The following is a 21,286-nucleotide window of genomic DNA, read 5'->3' on the forward strand; positions in this document are numbered from 1 at the left end:
AAAGTGAGGCCCTCAGTTTTGCCTTAGTTGTTTTTTCTTGTACCGGGATAAAAACACCCCTCTGTCCTTCCTCCCGAATTTCGGGAGCCCCTCAAGAAGGGAGAATTTCAATTTCTTAAACCCTATTCCAATTCTGGAATCTTATTACTGAGAGTCTCACTTTAAGTGAGGCCCTCAATTTTACCTTAGTGTTTTTTCTTGTACCGGGATAAAAACACCACTCTGTCCTTCGTCCCAAATTTCGGGATCCCCTGAAAGGGAGAAACTTAAATTCATCATCCTATTCCAATTCTGGAATCTTATTACTGAGAGTCTCACTTAAAGTGAGGCCCTCAGTTTTACCTTAGTTGTTTTTTCTTGTATCGGGATAAAAACACCCCTCTGTCCTTCGTCCCGAATTTCGGGATCCCCTGAAAGGGAGAGAAAATCACCTCATCTTGAATTGTAATCTTATTCCTTCTCCTTGAGAGAAGGCTAGGATGAGCTATATTTTTTACAACCAATTCTTGCGCATGCGTGCCCATTTCTTGTCGCGGTTTTCTGTTACGCATTTAATATCCGCATCATTCATGTGCTTGAAACGACCCTGCTTTTTCAAATAATCTTTCACTGAAGCAAATTCTTTCGGGTTGCGGTTCAATTTGTATTCACCATCCTCATATTCTGCTAAGAAAATCAGACCACAGTCTACAGCTTCTTTTGCAATTTCGATAGATGTTTCGGTGGGTGTTCCCCAACCTGTAGGACAGGATGCATACACGTGAATAAAAGTTGCCCCTTTGGTATGCTTGGCTTTGTTCACCTTATTCAGAAAATCCTGAGGATAACCAATACTGGCAGTTGCAGCGTAGGCAATATCATGCGCAGCAATAATCTCAAATAGATTCTTTTTGTGAGTAATAGTTCCCGGCAGATTCTCCCCGGCAGGCGTTGTAGTAGTTTTTGTTCCGTAAGGAGTCAGGCCGCTTTTCTGAATACCGGTGTTCATATAAGCTTCGTTGTCGTAGCAGATGTACAAAACATCATCGTTCCGATCAATCATTCCCGAAAGAGCCTGAAATCCGATATCAGCAGTTCCACCATCGCCGGCAAACACAACTGTTTTCACATCTTTTTGCCCCAAAGCCTTGGCTCCGGCAGCAATTCCTGATGCCATACTTGCAGCACCCGGAAATGTGGTAATCAAGGCATTGGTATTGAATGCCATTTGCGGATAAATAAATCCTACCGCCGACATGCATCCGGCTGGTAATGCTGTATAGGTGCGTTCACCCAAAACTTTTAGTGCCAAACGAACGGCAACACTTCCGCCACATCCGGCGCAAGCCTTATGACCATAGAAAAATTCCTTCTCGGTCATGTTTTTCGCATTCACTTTTGGGATATCTACTGGATTAGTCATTGGTTTCTACATTTAGGCTAAAAAATTCTACTTTTTCTTCACTCTTATTGGCCACTCCAAAGAACAGCTTATCGAACATTTCTTCAATCTCAGATTTGGTGATATCTCTTCCACCCAAACCACCTACAAAATTGCTCTTGTACACGTACTTGTCGATTTTTGAAATCGCCGAGTTCACATTGGTATAAACTGTTCCCTCGTATCCGAATGAAATATCTTTATCGATGACGCCGATTGCATTTACGCGACGGGCCAAATCTTTCACCTCTGTTTCGGGGAAGGGACGCATGTAACGAATCTTCAGCAAACCAACCTTTTTGCCTTCGGCACGCATCTTATCCACCACCACACGAATGGTTCCGCAAACACTTCCCAGGGCTACCAATACCACTTCGGCATCTTCGCACTGATATTCTTCCACCATATCGTAGTACTTACGACCAAATTTTTCTGCAAATTCCTGATCTACATCGCGAATTACATCAATGGCCTTAAACATGGCTTCGTTTTGCTGATACTTGAATTCGGTATTGTCATCGGGCTTAGAGCTGAATCCTAAATTTTTAGGCTCTTCGAAAGACATTTTGTTGGGTGTCTCGAAAACAGGAAGAAATTCATCCACCATTTTTTGCTCCGGGACATCAACCAACTCGTAAGTGTGAGTCAGAATAAAACCATCCAAATTCACCATCATCGGAGTCAGTACATCTTTGTGCTCAGCAATTTTGTAAGCCTGAATCATCATGTCCAAAGCCTCCTGTGCATCTTCCACATAAACCTGAATCCATCCGCAATCCAACAATGACAGTGAATCGCGCTGATCGCCGTAGATACTCCAGGGCAAAGCCACCGAACGGTTGGCGTTCATCATTACTACCGGCCAACGTCCACCGCTGCAGTAATGCAATCCTTCGGCCATGTACAACAAACCCTGCGATGATGATGCAGTAAATGTTCTGGCTCCAACAGCGCTGGCTCCCATGGTTGCTGATATTGCCGAATGCTCCGACTCAACGTGCATGTAAATTCCTTCCATTTCGCCGGCTTCTACCATTTCTGACAGCCGCTCAACGGTGATGGTTTGCGGGGTGATTGGATAGGCAGCAATTACATGCGGACGGCATAACTTTACGCCCTGAGCCACTGCCTCATCACCTGATATGAATATTTTATTTGTTTTCATTGTTCTTAAATTTCTTATCCAGTTTATTCTACTGTTGATATTTAATTGGAAAGCTAATACCCCCTGTCCTTCGCTCCCGAAAGCTTTCGGGATCCCCTGAAAGGGAGAATACGTAATTTCAAATTCTTTCCCTTTTAAGGGAATCGGAGCGAAGCAGAGATCGTGAACACATTTGAAAAAATAATTGAATGTGAACCAAGTGCCGACAGGCGAAAGCGTGCATTTTAACAAATCTTAATTTTTGTTTAGGACACGCCATGGCATGTCCCTACTCTTTCACCATTTTAATGGCATCTTTTGGGCATTCGTAGGCACAAACACCACAGCCTTTGCAATAATCCATGTCGAATTCGATTTTGCCGTTTTCTTTTAGGATGGTGCCATCCGGACAAAGCAGGTAGCAGCGCAAACAGAAAACACATGCTTCGTGATCGACAAGCGGACGGACTGATCTCCAGCCTGCATTCGTCTCCGGCAGAAAACCAGCCTTGTACTGCGGGCCGGTAGGATATTCATCTATATGTGTAGGAAATGTAAATTCCTGTTTTTTTGGACGGTTCATTGTTTCAATTATGAATTAAAAATTATGAATTAGCATCTTCAATAATACCCCTCTGTCCTTCGCTCCCGAAAGGGAGAATACGTAATTTCAAATTCTTTCCTTTTTAAGGGGAAGTGCCGACAGGCGAAAGGGTGAAAATTCAGCTTATTACTGAGAGTCTCACTTGAAGTGAGGCCCTCAGTTGTATTGTTAGTTGTTTTTGTTGTCGAAATAAAAACACCCCTCTGTCCTTCGTCCCGAATTTCGGGATGGGGTAACCTTGTTTCAATTAGTAATTATTAATTAGTTTGAAGGCCCGTTCTACAATCTTCACATTCAATTCGGCCAATTTTGGCTTCATCTCGGTTCGGATACTGGCAAGGGCCGCTTCCAGACTTACCAATCCCGATGTGGCAGCCAATGCGCCGTACATGGCGGTGTTAGTAATGGGCCGGCCCAATATCTCCATGACTAAACTTGATGCGTCAATGCCAATTAGTTGGAAAGCCGGCAATGCCTTTTGGTACACTTCTATCTTTTCGGTATTCACCAAAATGGTGGCACCTGGTCTGATTCCCTTTTCGAAACCGGGAGTGATCAACGTCTCATCCATGACCACCACGTAATCGCTGTTTTGCACTTCGCTGCGATCGTGAATTTTGGTATCGTCGATTTTGGTGAAAGCCAAAACCGGAGCACCTCTTCTTTCAGGACCGAAAGATGGAAATGCCAAAGCATGCTTGCCTCCGTGAACACTGGCAGCAATGCCCAGCAAACGGGAAGCGGTAAAACCACCTTGTCCTCCTCTTCCATGCCATCTGATTTCTTTCATGTTTTTTATAGTAATTAGTAGTTAGTAGTTAGTCCCCTGCAGTAAGCAATCTGAACATTAACCGCTTCGGCAAACTCTTTTGTTGTTTGTAAGTCTTTGGCTCCGACGCAAATCGGAGCCATATTGTGTTTGTTGTTGTGTGTTGTGATTTTTGTGAAAATCCGTATCTGTTTTCTGTTAAAATACTTTGTAAATGTATGGTTTGCAGGAAATATTTACTAGCACAGAGAATAAATACAGTAAACTGATCTACACAAACAGAATATGAAAGAATTTATATCTTTGCATCAGGCATTATACTGATATTAGTAGAAAAATTTTCTTCTCATGGATAAACTGGACAGAACCGATCGTAAAATTTTACAACTGCTGCAGCAGGATTGCCGCATCACCACCAAGGAACTTGCAGAAAAACTGCATCTAAGCAATACGCCTGTGTACGAAAGGGTAAAAAAGCTGGAACGAAGCGGTATTATTAAAGGTTATGTAGCCCGTCTCGACCCCGATAAAATAGACCGGAGCATGATGGTTTTCATCTCTATTTTACTTACCAAGCACACCCGCGATGTGGTGGATAAATTTGAGGCGGAAGTGTTGGCACTGCCCGAAGTGATGGAGTTTTACTACACCTCGGGAAACTATGATGCCTTGCTTAAACTAATGGTGAAAGACATGAAGGCCTTCCAGTTTTTTATTCAGGAGAAACTATCGAAATTTGAACACATCAGCCGTTTCAACAGTACTTTCGTGATTTCTTCGGCCGATAAACTGGGCTACGATTTGTAGGCTTTGTTCCCTCTTTCTCTTTACATTCTTTGGGTTGAAACCAAAGGCAATGAATAAATGAACATGGCTTGTAATGGAAGCATTTATCCCCTGTTTTAGCTTAGACCCACAAAAACAAAGGATACAAACAAAGACAATAAAAAAAACCACATCATCATGTGGTTTTTCATCGCATCTTCCTTTTTAAATGGTCTGCCATTCAATTGCTCCCTGTAGTATTAATAAAAGCAAATAACAACAAAATTTAATGGTGAAAGGAATAGGGAGTTTATTAATCACATTTGTTCTTAACAGGCGCAATAATTCAGGAGCTACTTCCTTTATAGCTTCTTTGCTTGGTTCATCGCAAAAGGCTTCAATTTTTGGATGATCCTTAAAATGAGGTTTCAGCTCTCTGAGTAACCAAAAAGAAATGTTTCTGATTTTCTCACGTACATTTTCAAATTGAACAGGCAGAACGATGTGAGGAATCTTCCTGAGCTGCTGAAATTCCTGCTCTTTACTCAATCGTCCCAAATCAAAACTATCCATATGATCCGGCATCACCCCCAAAGTAAAAGCAGATGATCCAAGCTTTGGCTGTAATAGGTTTTCAGGAAAAATAGCATTAAAAGATGGGGTAATAAGAGATTCTTCTTCCACCGAAAACAAACTGCCTTCGGAAGAAATTTGTTCGAATTCATTGGCCAATTCGGTCTCTAGTTCGTCTAATGACAAATTCTGATAATCAATGTCTTTTTCTTTCATTGTTTGTATGTTTTTTTTTGATAAACAAGAAGTTACAACAAATCTGCCAACAACGCAATAATCAAATTTAAAACCTCCTGCAAATGGAATTGCCATTGCCTGCAACAATCCCCGGATTAAAACCCGGGGCAATGAATGGGTTATTTCAACCAACATTGGTTCACGAAAACCGTAGGGGCACGACATGTCGTGGCCGTCTATTTTCAGGTTCCATATATTTCCAATTCAATAAAATATTTGTTTGATGATGGCAACAATTTGCGGATTGTTTGGAAATAATTGATTGGGATTCGGTGAATGGTCATTAAAACGGACACGCCATGTCCCTGCCATGCACAATAAAACGTAAAACCACACAAATAATTGGTTCACGGAAACCGCAGGGGCACGACATGGCGCGGCCTTTTATTTCAGGTGTCCCTGATTTTCAAATTCAATAAAATAATTGTTTGATGATGGTAACAATTTGCGGATTGTTTGGAAATAATTGATTGGAATTCGGTGAATGGTCATTTAAACGGACACGCCATGGCGATGTCCCTGCCATACACAATACAACAAACCCACACAAATAATTGGTTCACGGAAACCGTAGGGGCACGACATGTCGTGGCCGTTTGTTTTCAGGTGTCCCTGATTTTCAAATTCAATAAAATAATTGTTTGATGATGACAACAATTTGCGGACTATTTGGAAATAATTGATGGTGTGCAAAAGGCACATGAAACAAATGGGATTGCCATTGCTTACAAAAAACCCCGGGTTGAAACCCGGGGCAATGGATGGGAAAGGAAAACCTCACTGTGAGTGGCGCATTCATAGATAATTCTATCGTGATTTAAATATGATTCTACTTTTCACTTATTATCCAAAAAAATCATTGAATGATATAATTGTTCCTTTGTTCTACAAAATAAATTTTCGCAGATTTAAGATTGCTAAGTCCTTATTAATTCCAACAAGCAATTTAAATTACAAAACCTCCAAAACAAAAGCTTAGGAGGTTTAATATATTATTTCTACATTATTATTTTCTTGGTCTCACCATTAAGAAACCTTATATCTAATTTTGTTTTTAGTTTTAAAAATAAGATTTGCTAATTGACGATACTCTATTGTATCCTTGTTATTTATAATAATATCCGAAGATCTTTTATTTAAGATTAATTTTAAATCAAAATAAAGCCTACTTAAGTTTATATAATTAGACATACCGTATTTAAATGCGGTTAATATGCAGTTTATATATTCTTTTAATAGTTTTTCTAATATATTGTCCTCAATATCGTTTGTTATATGTTCTTTGAGCTCTTCTTTTGAAGTTGGTAAATCACCAAATCCTAAATAACTAACCAATCCTCGTGATTCTCCAATTTTTTTGAGAAAACTTTCTGATTTGCAAGCGAAAGCAATAATAGTAAGATGTTTTAATGTATTAATATTTGTAGAATTTATAAAAAAATCAAAATTGTTGTCTTCTGTGCCATCAGTAGAACCATGAAAACCAAGATTACAACCATGGCCCATAAAAATAACTACACTTTTATTAGGTAACTTGGCTAAATCATATACTACCTTTAGGTGTGCTTCTTCATTAATTGCAGGACGTATTATTTTTATTTTGTCTTTAAGACTTTCTACAAGGAAATTTTCGACTCCGTCTAAAAAGGATGTTGTGCTATCAAAAGGATATATACAGGTAATCATATTTAATTCATTTTAATTAGATATGAAATAACTTGTTCTAATAGTTCCTCAGAGAATTCAATACCATCAATAGTTTTTTTCTGTACCTGATTCGATATTTGTTTTAAAGTTTGACCTTCAAATTTTGGAAATAAAGATTTGAAAATTAAGTTTTCTTGTTCTTTCAATTTCTTTAATAAAGTTAAATTGAGATCGCCTTTAGAACTTCTAATTTGTCGAATTATTTCATTAGGGTAGTTTGGTCTATCAACAAAATCATCAAAGTTATTTTGTAATAAAACCTTGATGTCTTCGAATACCTCTAATGGTTTTTTATTCTTTTCGTATTTTTGAAATATCGGCTTTAAAACGTCATCTTGTTTACCTGAGTAAAGCATGATTGGAACTTTCTTATTTAAAGTTCGAATTGAATGAATGATATCTAGGCCATTAATTTTTTCCCCTTCAAATTCATAATCACAGGCGATTAAGTCAATGTGTTTTTGATCTGTTAGTTGAACAAATCTCTCAAGAACCTTATCGATATCAATCAAATGTTCTTTAGTTTGAAATTCACGAAGACCTAGATTTATAAAGCCATATTCAATTGAAGGGATATCTCTTCTTATTTTTTCAATGATACCTTCATTAATCACTTTATTCTGGTCTTTGTCATCAATTACAATAAAATATTTTGATTCCATCTTTAATTGAAAATTAATCTAAAGTTTGCTCCTTTATTATCTAAACCTTGCCCTATATATTTAATATCACCATACATTTCTCGCATTAGATCTTTTGCATATGCTAAACCAATGCCTGAACCATTTGTACTTGTAACTCCTAAATCAAAAAGAATTTCAGGTTCATTTTTATAAATGTCAAGCAAACCATCACCATTATCCATAATATCAATCTGTAAGCATTCTTTTATTTTAGAGAATTTGAATTCAATTTTATCAGCCCCAGATTTATCTGAATTCGAAATCAAGTTGTCAATTACAATTTCAAGATTTAATACGCTAATTTTCGCCTTGAATTCAACAAGATTAGAGAAGATGAAATTTATTCTATCTCGATGTATCCTTTTACCAAGATTAACATATTCATTCATGTAAATTGGAATATCAATTAACTGAACAGCGTCATTGTTTTTAAACCCAGATTTAGTAATAAACTCACTGTATTTTAAAACATTTTCACTACTTCTCTTTATATCGATCAACTCTGCGAGAAGTTCTTTATTTGTTAATTGATCTTCTCGTATTTTTCTGATTAATGCCTGTATTGAAGCATTTATATCATTTGAGGATAACTTAATTGTATGACCAATTTGAGCAACATCTGAATCTGTTAGTTTCCTCTCGGATAACAGATATTTATTTTTAGATTCCTCTATTTCCAGCTTATCTTGAGCTTTCTTTTTTGCCTCCTCCTCTTTAGTTCTTCTCTCAATCTCCTCTTTTGCTCTTTTCTCTGCTTTCAATTTAGCAACCTCTTCTAGAGCTCTTTCCTTTTCTTTTCGAAGAGTCGCTAATTCTGCTAACCTTTTCTTTTCGACCGCTTCCTTTGCTTTAATCTCCGCTTCTTCCTTTGCTTTTTCAGCTAACTTAATTTCTTCCTCTGCGTTCTTTCTCTTTATTTCTTCTTCGATTAATTTCTTATCAGCTTCTTCTTTTTGCTTTTGAAGTTGTTCATATCGTTGCTCGGCTTTAGCTACATGGAGTTTTAAGTTTTCATCTTCTGTTTTATCAGCAATCTTCTCTAGGTCAGTTATGAACTTTGGTTGAAGATCATCCAGTTTGGCATTAACCAAATCAACTAATTCTTTATTATAATTTATGATCTTAACCTTATCATTATTTGTAAGACTTTTGATTAATTGAATAAAATCAATTTTACTACCTAAGTTGGTTCTAATAATATTATTATTATCAGAATCTTTATCACCTGATAACGAGTCTCTGAAATTCTGTGCTTTTATTTTGCCATCTTCGCTATCTCCGAAATATTTTTTACGCTTAAATGCTTCTCCCCAGAGTACTCCTGCCACATATCGCTCAAGTCTTCTTTGAGCTATTCCAAAAAACTCTATTAACTCATGATAACCTTCTGTTTGAATCAAACCACCATCTCTACTGGATACTTCCTTAAATTGCTCAGATTTATCCGTAAGAATTTCAACCCTCCCAAAAAGATCTCTCGTACTTAAAAAACGATTATATCCTTGCTGTGATCTATAATCTATACCCCAACTATCATCGCCTTGCTCACCAAATGGCTGAACTCTAAAACCATTCTTAAATAGAAATACAGAACCAAAATTCACCGGCTCCATCCCCATTTCTTTTTTAAAGTTCATTTTTGCAGAACGGTTAAGAAAGAATAATTCAATCTGAGCATCATCTATATGTTTAAAGCTATCATCTTTTTCCTTTATATGATAAATTAAATCACCACGATCAACTAACTGAGTTGTAATTTCACCATCTAAAATGGAAACCCCAATTTGAGTCGTTTTTAAATCTAAAATATCTAGAATAGCATTTTTAACTGGTCCATTAACCTTATCTCTGTCTATATATTTTTGTCCTTTTCTATTTTCTTTTTTTGTCTTATAAGAACCATATAAGTCTTCACGTTTTTCACGTTCACAGTAGATATTTATATTAAATCCATCTGATTCCCCGAATGGATTAATTAATTTCTCTAATGAATGCTTCAACTCTATGATCTTTTTCCTGTCCCAGTATTTTACTTCTGAAATTTCTAAAATAGTGCCATGTTTTGATCTATTAGGAAATTTAACATGGTAATCCTTGTTTGAATGATGTATAACTTTTACAGTTTTAAATTCATTATTTTGATCATCAAAAGCTGACCAGTCTATAATTAACTGATCATTGATGTCAGAATTGATTACTTGAGTAGTTAGTTTTAGTTTACTTCCCAATTTATCACATGAGAATCGACCTACTCCTTTAGATCCAGCATAATGTCGTCTGTTTCCATTGTTGAGTACCTGCTTAAAGCCTATATCCTCCGAATCATCTTTCTTTGCTGAGTATGCTACAAATAACCATTTATTTTTTAAAGCGTCTAATGACATTCCCTTGCCATCATCGGCAATGATAATTTTATCTTCGTCAAAAGTGATAGTTACATTTTTTGCATGTGCATCGTAGGAATTCTTTACCAATTCGAAGACTGCAATAAAATCATCCGTAATAAGATCTTTACCAATAATATCTTTTAGTCCTGAACTAATTTTAAATTCTAAAGTATTAGACATGACCTAGTATTTTTGTTAAAATTAAACCTGCTTGCTCGCTAAATAATGGAGGAATTGCATTTCCTATCTGTGAATATCGAGGAACTTCTTGAGTACGTCTTATTCCTCCAGTCGTATATTTTCCTTTAAATTCGTACCAATCCGGGAATGATTGTATTCTTGCATACTCTCTAACAGTCATTATTCTTGGTTCACAATAATGAATATAATCATCTGGTAGTGTTGTAATAGTCGGTGTTGGTTTGTCAGCTACTAATATTTTTGTGCTACTTTTTTTCAATTTGAATAGTTCACGATATTCAGCACTAGTAAGTCCCTTTTCTAAGGCAATTTTAAATCTATCTACAATTGGTTTGGTATGTTTAACATACCTATGGCTATCTATTTTACTGTCAATTTTCTTATTGCGTCTTGCATATTTTTGATAATCTGATGAAACACCACCGTAAATACCCGCTTTAAAGTTTGGCGTTTCTGAATCCACTGTCCCATTAGACTGTAATAGGTCAGATATTGCATCTTCTAATGTTGGATTAGCCTTTAACTTTGACTCTTTAAGGAACGCTTGTCTATTTTCTTTGATGTTTTCAAAGAACGTTTCTTTATTTATTTCTGGTTTACTAAGTATTAATTCATTTTGGATACCCACTAAAATAAACCGAGTCCTTTTTTGTGGAATACCATATTCAGAGAAGTTAATTAATTGACCTTTTACTGTATAACCTAAAGATTCAAGTTCTTCTACAACATGTTGGGAGTAGGCTTTACCTCTTTTTTTGTTATTTTTAAATCCCATAGTAAAACCTTTTACATTTTCAAAGAAAATAATTTTAGGTCTTACCAGATCTATAAATTTCACGTACGAATTAACTAAATCATTTCGGGAGTCCGTTTCAACTCTTCTGCCTGCCATTGAGAAACCTTGGCAAGGAGGTCCACCTGCTACCATATCCACCGTACCTCTTAGGTTAATTAGTTCTTGTGAATGCCGAGCAATTACCTCATTTATTTCATGATTTTTTTGATCTAGCCAATTTGGCCAATCAAAGTGTTTTTTCTTCTTTATTAAATTGTATTCGAGTGTTTTGAAAGCATCTATGCTCTTTTCAATTGCGAATATGCCTTTCCATCCAGCATTGTGTAATCCTAGTGAGAGTCCTCCACAACCTGAAAATAAATCTATATATGAATGATTTTTAGTCATCGATTGTTAGTTTTCTTTTGTTGGGGTAAGTAAGATTCTTACATCTACATCAAGTACCTGAGCTATTTTCCTTAGAACTTCAATACTTGGTTGTGCGTTGTTATTACAATAATTGGTAACAATTACGTAGCTTTTTTCGATCTTCTCTGCAAGCCAAGTTTGCGTTCTACCTTGCTCCTTTAACACTTCTTTTATTCTATTCATGTCATCCATGGATTAAACTTTCATGGTTTTTTTATAAGGTCAAATAGTATATATTACTACTGTATTTTAATGGTATTTATTTCCTATTCGAAAGTACTTCATTTTTATGTTTCGTAAAATATCATAACACCATATGTAAATGTATTGTATTACAATATACCACACTCATTAATCATTGAAAATATCAGATTGTTATTTATTAGTAAAAGATTAATCGATTTCTACCAAAGGATTGCTAAAAGGCAAACGCTTCTCTTTTTATTCGGAACATATTGTTAGGATCGTATTTCTTTGGAATGCATGTCGGTCATCGTTTTCCGCCATCTATTTGTATTTACAAATTAGAAAAAACACATTTTCTGCAAATTTATTCTTTGATTGATAAAATAAGATTCTTAAGCCTCTCCTCCACCTTTTTCGGTTTTAGTTCGCACTCCCAAATGGTGATTACGCGCCAGCCCAAGCTTTGGAGTTCGGTTTGAGCCTGCCGGTCGCGGTTTTGGGTGTTGGTGATTTTTTGCAGCCACCACTCGGTTCGTGTTTTGGGCGGCACAAAGTATTTACAGTTTTGGTGTCCGTGCCAAAAGCATCCGTTTACAAAGATTACCGTTTTGTATTTGGGCAGCACAATGTCCGGCTTGCCCGGCAGGTTCTTTGCGTGCAGGCGGTAGCGAAATCCGTTGGCAAACAAAAACTTTCGTACCACCAACTCGGGTTTGGTGTTCTTCCCTTTTATTCGGGACATGTTGTAAGATCGTGTTTCTTTGGAATGTGTGTCGGTCATAAAATTCTTATTGGCCCCTTCGCAATTTACAAAAATCCTGTCATCTGGTGGTAAATGTGTGTTGCTTGTGAGCACACCTTTTTGTTTCCTCCTCCCCACTTTCTTACTTGCCGTTTTAGGTTTATCTGTTTGAGGAATCAGTTTCGGATTGTCGGGCATCGCACAAGTATAAACTTAGGGCGGAACGCTTCAAACTTGTGGCGGAACACTTCAAACTTACGGCGGAACGCTTCAGACTTATGCCGGAATGCTTCAGACTTATGCCGGAACACTTCAGACTTAGGGCGGAATACTTCAGACTTATGCCGGAACACTTCAGACTTGTTCGATAACAATTCAAACTAAATAACAATGAAACATAAATGATTTAATACAACCAAAACGACTATGTAAAACAACATAATTTATTGAAACAGAAGTGAAAACAGCTTTTAAAAGCAAACTACCTCACTGCCAAACCTGCTTTTGAATTCTTCAGGAATAATTTCGAGAAATATTTAAACATCCTTGCAAAATACCCTTTAAAAATGTACATGCAGAAGCTTTACATTTTTAAACCGATGATTACTTATGAAAATAAAATATTCATAAATAAAAACAATATGATTACTTTCTCTTTGTTTTAGGGCGTTTCACCTGTCTGCATGCATGTAAACTTAATTATTTAATTCTTTCCTCTTGCTTTTCGCATCAATATCTAGTAATTTTCATACTGTTTATTTTAAAATTTAAAAAACAATTGATATGACGCAATCAAGATCCTATTATGGCACAGATGCCAATTTTATCAGTTTCTCGGGTCCGAGAATTAAACTAATCGAAGAAAAACACAATGATTTTATCAATTTTTCGCCCATTTTTACTCCTGAGGGGCTGACCGACCTAAAGGCTGTTTACGATGAAGCCTGCAACATCACTTCCGATAATGCTTATGTAGACATACAGGCAAAGGCAACCGAAAATGTAAAGCTCGATCTGGATGCTTGCTGTAAATTTTTTCAGCGATGCAAATTCGATATCCAAATGGCATTTCCCAACGATAAAAAAATGTGGGATCAGTTTGGCTTTAACGACTACGAAGAGGCCCGAAAAAGCGGAAAGAACATGTATATGTTTTTAACCGATCTTCATATGGTTTCGGTCCGTAATGCGGAACCCTTACTAAAATTAGGATGGACAGATGAAAGCTTTAGTAAAATATTGGCTCACCGCGACAGCCTTAAGGCGAATATGATTTTGCAATCGGACTGTATTATGGATCGTAGCCGTGCAACCGACAACCGGATGCTTAAACTGAATAGTTTGTATGAGAAAATGGCTGTTTACTTTAAAGCGGCGCGCATTTTATACGAAGACAACGAGGAAACTTTAAAATGGTTCAAGTTTCCTGCTGCCAGCAACAGCAAACCAAACGAAGAAACTAAAGATGAACAGGAAATAATAGTGGCAGAAAACTAAAAATCATTTTTTTCAATCAATAAACATCTCATTTCTCATCCCCCAGACCTTTGTGTTTGGGGGATTTTTTTGATCATGAATATGATTTCAATATCATTTGAATGAAATCAAATGATGGACTTCTTCAAAATCCTCTGGCTAAAGTCAAAGGCAAAGGATGAATTTACAAGATGATCTGAATTCATCAACTATCCCCTGCTTTAGCTGGGGTAAGCAAACATGATTCAAAATCCTCTGGCTAAAGACAAAGACAAAAGGATGAATTTACAAGATGATCTGAATTCATCAACTATCCCCTGCTTTAGCTGGGGCAAGCAAGCATGATTCAAAATCCTCTGGCTAAAGACAAAGGCAAAGGATGAATTTGCAGATGATCAGGATTTATCATTTGTCCCCTGCTTTAGCTGGGGCAAGCAAACATGATTCAAAATCCTCTGGCTAAAGCCAAAGGCAAAGGATGAATTTACAAATGATCAGGATTTATCATTTGTCCCCTGCTTTAGCTGGGGCAATCAAGCATGATTCAAAATCCTCTGGATGAAGCCAAAGGCAAAGAATGAATTTGCAGATGATCAGGATTTATCATTTGTCCCCTGCTTTAGCTGGGGCAAGCAAGCATGATTCAAAATCCTCTGGATGAAGCCAAAGGCAGAGAATGAATTTCAAATGATCTTGATTCATCATTTGTCCCCTGCTTTAGCCGGGACAATCAAGCATGATTCAAAATCCTCTGGCTAAAGCCAAAGGCAAAGAATGAATTTACAAGATGATCTGAATTCATCAACTATCCCCTGCTTTAGCTGGGGCAATCAAGCATGATTCAAAATCCACTGGATGAAGCCAAAAGCAAAGAATGAATTTACAGATGATCAGGATTTATCAATTGTCCCCTGCTTTAGCTGGGGCAATCAAGCATGATTCAAAATCCTCTGGATGAAGCCAAAGGCAAAGGATGAATTTGCAGATGATCAGGATTTATCATTTGTCCCCTACTTTAGCTGGGGCAAGCAAACATGATTCAAAATCCTCTGGCTAAAGACAAAGACAAAAGGATGAATTTGCAGATGATCAGGATTCATCATTTGTCCCCTGCTTTAGCTAGGGTAAGCAAACATGATTCAAAATCCTCTGGCTAAAGCCAAAGGCAAAGGATGAATTTACAGATGATCAGGATTCATCAATTGTCCCCTGCTTTAGCTGGCGAGACTATTTTTATAAATCCATATTTCTCAATCATCTCCTCTTCTTCCTGTTCAAATGATTTATATTGATGATGAGATTCTTGATTTTTGATGTAATTGCGGACTTGCTGCAGAGCCGATTTACTCACCGATACAGCATAATAATCGTTCTGCCACTCGAAATTATCTTGGCACAATTTATTTTTATTGATCCAAAAGGACGATTCGCCCTTAATCAGTTGCATCAGCTGACTTATGGTCTGGTTTGCCTGAAGAGCCACCAAACAATGGCAATGATCATGATATCCATTTATAAAATCGATATGAATACCTTTCTCTTCCGCATTTTCCTTGATGTGTTTCCAAACTTTTTTTCTTATCAAACTTGATTTTAGAAATGGTTCGCGATATTTTGTACTCCATACAAAATGAATATACACTCTGACGTGTGGCATAAATTTTATGTTTTTTTTGAACAAAAAAATTACACCTTTTTATTGAACAAAACAATTTTTCAAAATCTTTTGGATGAAATCAAATGATGGGCTTCTTCAAAATCCTCCTTTAGATGAAAACAAAGAATCCGATTCTTACAAATCCTCTGGCTGAAGCCAAAGGCAAAGAATGAATTTACAAATGATCTGGATTCATCAATTATTCCCTGCTTTAGATGGGGTAAGCAAACATGATTCAAAATCCTCTAGCTAAAGCCAAAGGCAAAGAATGAATTTACAAATGATCAGGATTCATCAATTATCCCCTGCTTTAGATGGGGTAAGCAAGCATGATTCAAAATCCTCTGGCTAAAACCAAAGGCAGAGGATGAATTTGCAGAAGATCTGGATTCATCATTTGTCCCCTGCTTTAGCTGGGGCAATATCAATTACAATTTCACAATGGGCTGGCGAATGATTGTTTTTAGGTTTTCGGGGGCGGTTCTTCGGGGATCGTTCAGGTAAATTTCGCGGTGTTTTCCATGTCGTTCGAAGCCATTACCGGCAATGTATTTGTGCAGTTTATCAATGCTTGGGGCCTCATTGGCATAAGAACCTATGTGCATGATCTGCGCAGACAGGCCGTCGCAGAAATCGACCAATTCGATCTTGTCCAAATAGGGAAGTTCCTTCTTTTTGCTGACCTCTTGGCAGGCAGCCTCCACAATCTCTTTGGTGATAAAATTGGGCTGCATAATCATGGCCGACCATTTCCATTCATCAATCCTGTCTCTCGAAAATTCGTTCATATCATCCATCCACCACAAACATTCCAAGGGCATTACCCCATAATCCACATCTTTACTTTCCCGTATGGCAAATTTAATTTTGTACGATAAGGCATACAAAGCCTCAATTGCATTCTGATAATCAGCCGAAGTATTTGGATTTCCCTGTCCGCTGCATTGCAAGTACTTAAATTCCGGAACTTCAACTATCGACATACTGCCTTTCCTCTCGGAATAAAATGGCTTGTATTTTTTCTTTAAATCAACCTTTTTCATGTATCTAAATTTGTTTTTTATTGCCACATAGCCTGTCCCGAACTTGTTTCGGGAGAACTCGCCAACTTAGTCATCCTTGTGTGTGAGAAAAATCTTCTCATGGCTCGTTTCATATGAATCATTTTAGCTTAGAGATGCTCTTCGTTTTCGAAATGCACTTGCTCTGATGCAACAAGGTAGAAAATGTGAGGGAATGTATAATTATCTATTGCTTAAAATATGCTTATTCATAATCCTCAGCTTGAAATATTTTTATTCCCTCTCCTTTAGCTGAAGCAATCAAAAAAAATCTTCTGGCTAAAGCCAAAGGTAAAGAATAAATAACTGCATAAAATAAGATCACTTATCCCCTGCTTTAGCTGGGGTAAGCAAGACGCATCAATTGTCACCTGCTTTAGCTGGGGCGGTATATTTTTTTTTGTTTTTATCGTATTTCTCCTTAGGTTTATTAGTCAAGCAGTCAATCAATTATCATGTTTTCAATCTAATTTTAAATACAAATCAACAGGCATGTATAAAACAGCAATATCAATCCTTCTTGCTTTGTTATCCTTTTCGGGATTTACCCAGGAATTGGATGTGAAAAAATGGGTGCAGGAGGCCGATGAAAAAATGAGAGGTACATCGAGCAAAAGCATCTTTAGCATGACCATTGAAAGAAAATCGTGGTCGCGAACCATTACCATGAAAGCCTGGAGCATTGGCAATGACTATTCTCTAATGTACATCGTATCTCCTGCCAAGGAAAAAGGACAGGTGTTTCTGAAACGCGGCAATGAAATGTGGAACTGGATTCCCAGCATTGAACGAATGGTAAAAATTCCACCTTCGATGATGATGCAATCGTGGATGGGATCGGACTTTACCAACGACGATTTGGTAAAAGAATCGTCGCTGGCAAAAGATTATACTCACAAACTGGTGGCCGAAGAGCCGCTGCAGGGATACGACTGTTATAAAATTGAATTGATTCCTACTGAAGATGCTCCGGTTGTTTGGGGTAAAATTTACATGTGGATCAGTAAAAAAGAGAAACACTGGCTGCGTGCCGAGTATTACGACGAAGATGGTTATCTGATGAAATATGAGGTGTTGTCGGATATCAAAATGGTTGATGACCGGGAAATGCCTACCCGTTTGGAGATGATTCCTGCCGATGAGGAGGATCAGAAAACCATTCTGATTTATGGCGAAACCGAATTTGATATTCCACTGAAGGAATCGTTTTTCTCCATTCAAAATATGAAACGAATCAGGTAGTTCCGAACTGCATATACATTTAAATATGAATACGAATATTAAACTAGCCTGGCGAAATCTTTGGCGAAACAGAAGGAGAACCTTAATTACTGTAGCCTCTATCTTTTTCGGGGTTATGCTATCGGCCTATATGACCTCCATGCAAGAGGGTTCGTACACGAAAATGGTTGATATTGTGGTGAAATTTTACTCGGGATACATGCAGGTGCATCATGAGGATTATTGGGAAAACAAAAGCATTAACAACTCCTTCGAATACAATCAGGAATTGGCAGACGAATTACTCGCCAACAAAGATGTTGAATTTGTTTTTCCACGTCTGGAATCATTTGGTCTGGCCTCATCAAAAGAGTTAACCAAGGGGGCCATGATTTTTGGTATTGATCCCTTGGGCGAAAATCAGCTGACCAAAATTGCCGACAAAGTAAGGTCAGGAAAATATCTGGAAGCAGAAGATGAGGGAGTATTGATGGGTGCTGGTTTGGCGAAGTATTTACAGCTAGGTGTAAACGATACTTTGGTGATAATCAGTCAGGGATATCACGGAGTGAGTGCCGCAGAAAAATTCCCGATTCGAGGCATTATTAAACATGTATCGCCCGAGCTGAATAAAACCATTGTGTACATGAGTCTGGCGAAATGTCAGGAATTTTTTAGTGCTGAAAACCGCTTGACTTCGCTGGTAATTAATGTGGCCGACAATGATGTAATGAAACGTGCTTTTCATGATCTGAAAAAGAAAATGAAAGCGCCCTACTCCATTATGAGTTGGGAAGAAATGCAACCTGAAGTAGTACAACAAATTGAAAGTGATCGTGCCGGCGGTATCATCATGAAAGCCATTCTTTACATCGTAATCGCATTTGGAATATTGGGTACTATCATGATGATGATTATGGAAAGAAGACGCGAATTTGGTGTTATGGTTGCCATTGGCATGCGCAAAGGTAAATTGGCAAGTGTCATTTTTTTCGAGACTCTTTTTATTGGTTTGCTAGGCATCCTCTCGGGTTTGCTGGTCAGCTATCCTTTGCTGCTCCTGCAAAGTGCCAACCCGATACCTCTTACCGGACAGGCAGCTCAACTAATGGAAGAGTTCGGTTTTGAGCCCTACATGTTTTTCTCCACCGCGTGGCAGGTATTTAGTCAGCAGGCCATTAGTGTATCTGTTATTACTCTCATAATTGCCATTTACCCGGTAATTTCGATATTCCGGTTTAAAGTAATTAAAGCCTTAAAAGCTTAAAAGAAAAAGATATGATCAGATCAGTAGCATGGAGAAATATATGGCGCAGTCCGCTTCGTTCAGGAATTATTATTGCTGCAATAAGTGTTGGCATGTCGGCAGGTGTATTTACCACCACTTTTACCAAAGGGTGGATGAATCAGCGACTGGAAGCAGGGGTTGAAACCGAGGCTTCGCACATACGAATTCAACAAGCAAAATTTGGAGAGAATTACGATTTGAAAGAGTCCATTCCGAACAGCGAATCGTTAGTGAATGAAATTTCCAAATTGGATCACATTAACGGAATCAGTCCAAGAATTGTGATTCAATCGATGCTTGCCTCGGCCGAAACAGGAACGGGTGTTAAAATCATTGGAATCAACCCGGAAAAGGAAAAAACCGTTACCAATTTGCACTCTAAATTATCCGAAGGAAAATACTTCGAAGGGGTGAAGAGAAATCCGATTCTGATTGGAGCCAAACTAGCCCAAAAATTGAAGGTGAAAATGAGATCGAAGGTGGTAATTACCGTTCAGGATGCATCGGGAAATATTACCGGAGGAGCTTTTAGAGTCTGCGGCATATTCGATATTACCAGCGGTATGTTCGAAGAAACCAATGTGTTTGTACGCAAAACCGACTTGGCCCGGCTCTTGGATCTTGAGAGTAGTGTGTCGCACGAAATACTGGTGCATTTGGATGATACGGAACTGATCGATCAACAGAGCCTGCTGCTAAAGAACAAGCACAAAAATTTGTTGGTTCAGACCTGGAAAGAATCCATGCCCGAATTGGGTTATATCAATGAAATTGGGAATCTGTATACCTATATTTTTGTCATCATCATACTATTGGCTCTGGGATTTGGAATTGTAAACACCATGCTCATGGTAATTCTTGAACGCATAAAAGAATTGGGAATGCTAATGGCAATAGGAATGAGTAAGGCCCGGATTTTTGGCATGCTGATGCTGGAAACCGTTCTGCTTACCTTTACAGGAGGCTTTACGGGCATTCTTCTTGGCTTGGGGGCCACATACGCCACAATGGAAAAAGGAATTGATCTGTCGGATTATGCAGCCGGCCTCGAAGATATGGGATACAGTTCACATATATATCCGGTGGTTGAATTGGAAACGCTGGTTACTATTGCCATACTGGTACTAATTACCGGAATTGCTGCCTCTGTTTATCCTGCACGAAAAGCTTTAAAATACAATCCCGCTGAAGCGATAAGAACTGAGTAACCGGGTTAATATCCACCTTAAAAGAACAAAGAAATGAATATCATAGAAATTACAAACCTTCATAAAATATACAACGAATCGGAAGTAAATGTGCATGCCGTAAACAACGTAAGTTTAAATTTTAAAGAGGGCGAATTTGCGGCCATTGTAGGACCTTCCGGCTCAGGGAAATCGACCTTGCTAAACATGCTGGGTGGTCTTGATGAACCTACTGATGGTAAAATACTGATCGACAATACCGATTTAAGTGAGTTAAAATCTTCTGATTTGATTCAATTCAGGATGCAGAACATTGGTTTTGTTTTTCAATCGTACAACCTGATTCCGGTTTTAACGGCTAAGGAGAATGTGGAATTCATTATGCATTTGCAAAATCGACCAAAGAAAGAATGCGAAAAAAGAACCATGGAATTATTAGATGCCGTAGGACTAAAGGGTCGCGAAAACAGTCGCCCGAGTAAGCTTTCCGGCGGACAGCAGCAACGTGTGGCTGTGGCAAGAGCTTTGGCATCGAAACCCAAATTTGTTTTGGCTGATGAACCAACTGCAAACCTGGATTCAAAATCGACCGAGAATCTATTGGAGATCATGGAAGACCTGAATAAAAAAGAGCACATCACATTTATTTTTTCAACTCACGACCAAAGAGTTGTGAACAAGGCTCGTCGGGTAATCACTCTTGAAGATGGAAAAATTATTAGTGACGAACGCAAAAAAGGAACAGGCTCTGATTCATAAAAACAGCACTCTTTG

19 protein-coding genes are annotated in these 21,286 nt (G+C 37.9%); 6 read left to right on the forward strand and 13 right to left on the reverse strand.

Annotated elements, in window-relative coordinates; all coding sequences use genetic code 11:
* Window positions 1-493: 493 nt before the first annotated feature.
* The 4 genes from ACY0M5_RS00975 to ACY0M5_RS00990 all read right to left on the reverse strand — a co-directional run bounded on the left by ACY0M5_RS00975 (window position 494) and on the right by ACY0M5_RS00990 (window position 3,958).
* Window positions 494-1,402, reverse strand: coding sequence for a thiamine pyrophosphate-dependent enzyme (locus tag ACY0M5_RS00975; protein WP_461630516.1), 909 nt, complete (start codon window positions 1,400-1,402; stop codon window positions 494-496).
* Complete coding sequence (locus ACY0M5_RS00980) at window positions 1,395-2,585, reverse strand: hypothetical protein (RefSeq protein WP_461630517.1); 1,191 nt, start codon at window positions 2,583-2,585, stop codon at window positions 1,395-1,397. The genes ACY0M5_RS00975 and ACY0M5_RS00980 overlap by 8 nt, the downstream gene beginning before the upstream one ends.
* Window positions 2,586-2,853: 268 nt before the next feature.
* Entirely contained in the window at window positions 2,854-3,147 is a 294-nt protein-coding gene (locus tag ACY0M5_RS00985; protein WP_124993457.1) for a 4Fe-4S binding protein, read from the reverse strand.
* 268 nt (window positions 3,148-3,415) lie between these two features.
* The gene (locus ACY0M5_RS00990; protein ID WP_461630518.1) at window positions 3,416-3,958 is read right to left on the reverse strand and encodes a 2-oxoacid:acceptor oxidoreductase family protein; all 543 of its coding nucleotides are present in this window, start codon (window positions 3,956-3,958) and stop codon (window positions 3,416-3,418) included.
* A 327-nt stretch (window positions 3,959-4,285) separates the two neighbouring features.
* On the opposite strand from ACY0M5_RS00990, the gene ACY0M5_RS00995 reads away from it, so the two are divergent.
* The gene (locus tag ACY0M5_RS00995; RefSeq protein ID WP_124993459.1) at window positions 4,286-4,744 is read left to right on the forward strand and encodes an Lrp/AsnC family transcriptional regulator; all 459 of its coding nucleotides are present in this window, start codon (window positions 4,286-4,288) and stop codon (window positions 4,742-4,744) included.
* A 183-nt stretch (window positions 4,745-4,927) separates the two neighbouring features.
* Here ACY0M5_RS00995 and ACY0M5_RS01000 read toward each other — a convergent pair whose 3' ends face one another.
* From ACY0M5_RS01000 to ACY0M5_RS01030, 7 genes are all read right to left on the reverse strand, one after another.
* On the reverse strand, window positions 4,928-5,677 hold the full coding sequence (locus ACY0M5_RS01000) for a hypothetical protein (protein WP_461630519.1): 750 nt from the start codon (window positions 5,675-5,677) through the stop codon (window positions 4,928-4,930).
* An 861-nt stretch (window positions 5,678-6,538) separates the two neighbouring features.
* Window positions 6,539-7,198, reverse strand: a complete 660-nt coding sequence (locus ACY0M5_RS01005; protein WP_461630520.1) for a hypothetical protein — start codon at window positions 7,196-7,198, stop codon at window positions 6,539-6,541.
* A gap of 2 nt (window positions 7,199-7,200) precedes the next feature.
* A complete protein-coding gene (locus ACY0M5_RS01010) occupies window positions 7,201-7,881 on the reverse strand; it encodes a response regulator (RefSeq protein WP_461630521.1) in 681 nt (226 codons plus the stop codon).
* A gap of 2 nt (window positions 7,882-7,883) precedes the next feature.
* Window positions 7,884-10,469 (reverse strand): ATP-binding protein, encoded by a 2,586-nt coding sequence (locus ACY0M5_RS01015; RefSeq protein ID WP_461630522.1) that lies wholly within the window; start codon window positions 10,467-10,469, stop codon window positions 7,884-7,886.
* Window positions 10,462-11,673: a DNA cytosine methyltransferase gene (locus ACY0M5_RS01020; protein WP_461630523.1), complete on the reverse strand. Its 1,212-nt coding sequence runs from the start codon at window positions 11,671-11,673 to the stop codon at window positions 10,462-10,464. Before ACY0M5_RS01020 ends, ACY0M5_RS01015 begins: the two co-directional genes overlap by 8 nt.
* Before the next feature lie 6 nt (window positions 11,674-11,679).
* Window positions 11,680-11,886 carry a helix-turn-helix domain-containing protein gene (locus tag ACY0M5_RS01025; protein WP_461630524.1) on the reverse strand — a complete coding sequence of 69 codons (207 nt, stop codon included), beginning with the start codon at window positions 11,884-11,886 and terminating at the stop codon, window positions 11,680-11,682.
* A 358-nt stretch (window positions 11,887-12,244) separates the two neighbouring features.
* Entirely contained in the window at window positions 12,245-12,820 is a 576-nt protein-coding gene (locus ACY0M5_RS01030; RefSeq protein WP_461630525.1) for a very short patch repair endonuclease, read from the reverse strand.
* A gap of 585 nt (window positions 12,821-13,405) precedes the next feature.
* Between ACY0M5_RS01030 and ACY0M5_RS01035 the strand changes: the two genes are divergently transcribed.
* Window positions 13,406-14,119 (forward strand): hypothetical protein, encoded by a 714-nt coding sequence (locus ACY0M5_RS01035; RefSeq protein WP_124993465.1) that lies wholly within the window; start codon window positions 13,406-13,408, stop codon window positions 14,117-14,119.
* Window positions 14,120-15,296: 1,177 nt separating this feature from the next.
* Here ACY0M5_RS01035 and tnpA read toward each other — a convergent pair.
* Window positions 15,297-15,755, reverse strand: coding sequence for an IS200/IS605 family transposase (gene tnpA, locus ACY0M5_RS01040; protein WP_461630526.1), 459 nt, complete (start codon window positions 15,753-15,755; stop codon window positions 15,297-15,299).
* Window positions 15,756-16,183: 428 nt separating this feature from the next.
* Entirely contained in the window at window positions 16,184-16,798 is a 615-nt protein-coding gene (locus ACY0M5_RS01045; RefSeq protein WP_461630527.1) for a GyrI-like domain-containing protein, read from the reverse strand.
* A gap of 510 nt (window positions 16,799-17,308) precedes the next feature.
* Between ACY0M5_RS01045 and ACY0M5_RS01050 the strand changes: the two genes are divergently transcribed.
* From ACY0M5_RS01050 to ACY0M5_RS01065, 4 genes are read left to right on the forward strand one after another with little or no spacing between them, the layout of a single operon-like run.
* Window positions 17,309-18,058, forward strand: a complete 750-nt coding sequence (locus ACY0M5_RS01050; protein WP_461630528.1) for an outer membrane lipoprotein-sorting protein — start codon at window positions 17,309-17,311, stop codon at window positions 18,056-18,058.
* Window positions 18,059-18,083: 25 nt separating this feature from the next.
* Window positions 18,084-19,304, forward strand: coding sequence for an ABC transporter permease (locus tag ACY0M5_RS01055; protein WP_461630529.1), 1,221 nt, complete (start codon window positions 18,084-18,086; stop codon window positions 19,302-19,304).
* Window positions 19,305-19,315: 11 nt separating this feature from the next.
* Window positions 19,316-20,533, forward strand: coding sequence for an ABC transporter permease (locus ACY0M5_RS01060; protein WP_461630530.1), 1,218 nt, complete (start codon window positions 19,316-19,318; stop codon window positions 20,531-20,533).
* A 33-nt stretch (window positions 20,534-20,566) separates the two neighbouring features.
* Window positions 20,567-21,271, forward strand: a complete 705-nt coding sequence (locus tag ACY0M5_RS01065; RefSeq protein ID WP_461630531.1) for an ABC transporter ATP-binding protein — start codon at window positions 20,567-20,569, stop codon at window positions 21,269-21,271.
* The last annotated feature ends 15 nt before the right edge of the window (window positions 21,272-21,286 follow it).

The organism is Labilibaculum euxinicum, assembly GCF_963678175.1.
Classification (GTDB): domain Bacteria; phylum Bacteroidota; class Bacteroidia; order Bacteroidales; family Marinifilaceae; genus Labilibaculum; species Labilibaculum euxinus.

Coding starts and splice junctions, on each gene's coding strand:
- ACY0M5_RS00985 (WP_124993457.1), bottom strand. CDS start 3,147: ATGAACCGTCCAAAAAAACAGGAATTTACATTTCCTACACATATAGAT.
- ACY0M5_RS01050 (WP_461630528.1), top strand. CDS start 17,309: ATGTATAAAACAGCAATATCAATCCTTCTTGCTTTGTTATCCTTTTCG.
- tnpA (WP_461630526.1), bottom strand. CDS start 15,755: ATGCCACACGTCAGAGTGTATATTCATTTTGTATGGAGTACAAAATAT.
- ACY0M5_RS01030 (WP_461630525.1), bottom strand. CDS start 12,820: ATGCCCGACAATCCGAAACTGATTCCTCAAACAGATAAACCTAAAACG.
- ACY0M5_RS01045 (WP_461630527.1), bottom strand. CDS start 16,798: ATGAAAAAGGTTGATTTAAAGAAAAAATACAAGCCATTTTATTCCGAG.
- ACY0M5_RS01005 (WP_461630520.1), bottom strand. CDS start 7,198: ATGATTACCTGTATATATCCTTTTGATAGCACAACATCCTTTTTAGAC.
- ACY0M5_RS01055 (WP_461630529.1), top strand. CDS start 18,084: ATGAATACGAATATTAAACTAGCCTGGCGAAATCTTTGGCGAAACAGA.
- ACY0M5_RS00990 (WP_461630518.1), bottom strand. CDS start 3,958: ATGAAAGAAATCAGATGGCATGGAAGAGGAGGACAAGGTGGTTTTACC.
- ACY0M5_RS00980 (WP_461630517.1), bottom strand. CDS start 2,585: ATGAAAACAAATAAAATATTCATATCAGGTGATGAGGCAGTGGCTCAG.
- ACY0M5_RS01010 (WP_461630521.1), bottom strand. CDS start 7,881: ATGGAATCAAAATATTTTATTGTAATTGATGACAAAGACCAGAATAAA.
- ACY0M5_RS01060 (WP_461630530.1), top strand. CDS start 19,316: ATGATCAGATCAGTAGCATGGAGAAATATATGGCGCAGTCCGCTTCGT.
- ACY0M5_RS01065 (WP_461630531.1), top strand. CDS start 20,567: ATGAATATCATAGAAATTACAAACCTTCATAAAATATACAACGAATCG.
- ACY0M5_RS01035 (WP_124993465.1), top strand. CDS start 13,406: ATGACGCAATCAAGATCCTATTATGGCACAGATGCCAATTTTATCAGT.
- ACY0M5_RS01025 (WP_461630524.1), bottom strand. CDS start 11,886: ATGGATGACATGAATAGAATAAAAGAAGTGTTAAAGGAGCAAGGTAGA.
- ACY0M5_RS01015 (WP_461630522.1), bottom strand. CDS start 10,469: ATGTCTAATACTTTAGAATTTAAAATTAGTTCAGGACTAAAAGATATT.
- ACY0M5_RS01020 (WP_461630523.1), bottom strand. CDS start 11,673: ATGACTAAAAATCATTCATATATAGATTTATTTTCAGGTTGTGGAGGA.
- ACY0M5_RS00975 (WP_461630516.1), bottom strand. CDS start 1,402: ATGACTAATCCAGTAGATATCCCAAAAGTGAATGCGAAAAACATGACC.
- ACY0M5_RS01000 (WP_461630519.1), bottom strand. CDS start 5,677: ATGTCGTGCCCCTACGGTTTTCGTGAACCAATGTTGGTTGAAATAACC.
- ACY0M5_RS00995 (WP_124993459.1), top strand. CDS start 4,286: ATGGATAAACTGGACAGAACCGATCGTAAAATTTTACAACTGCTGCAG.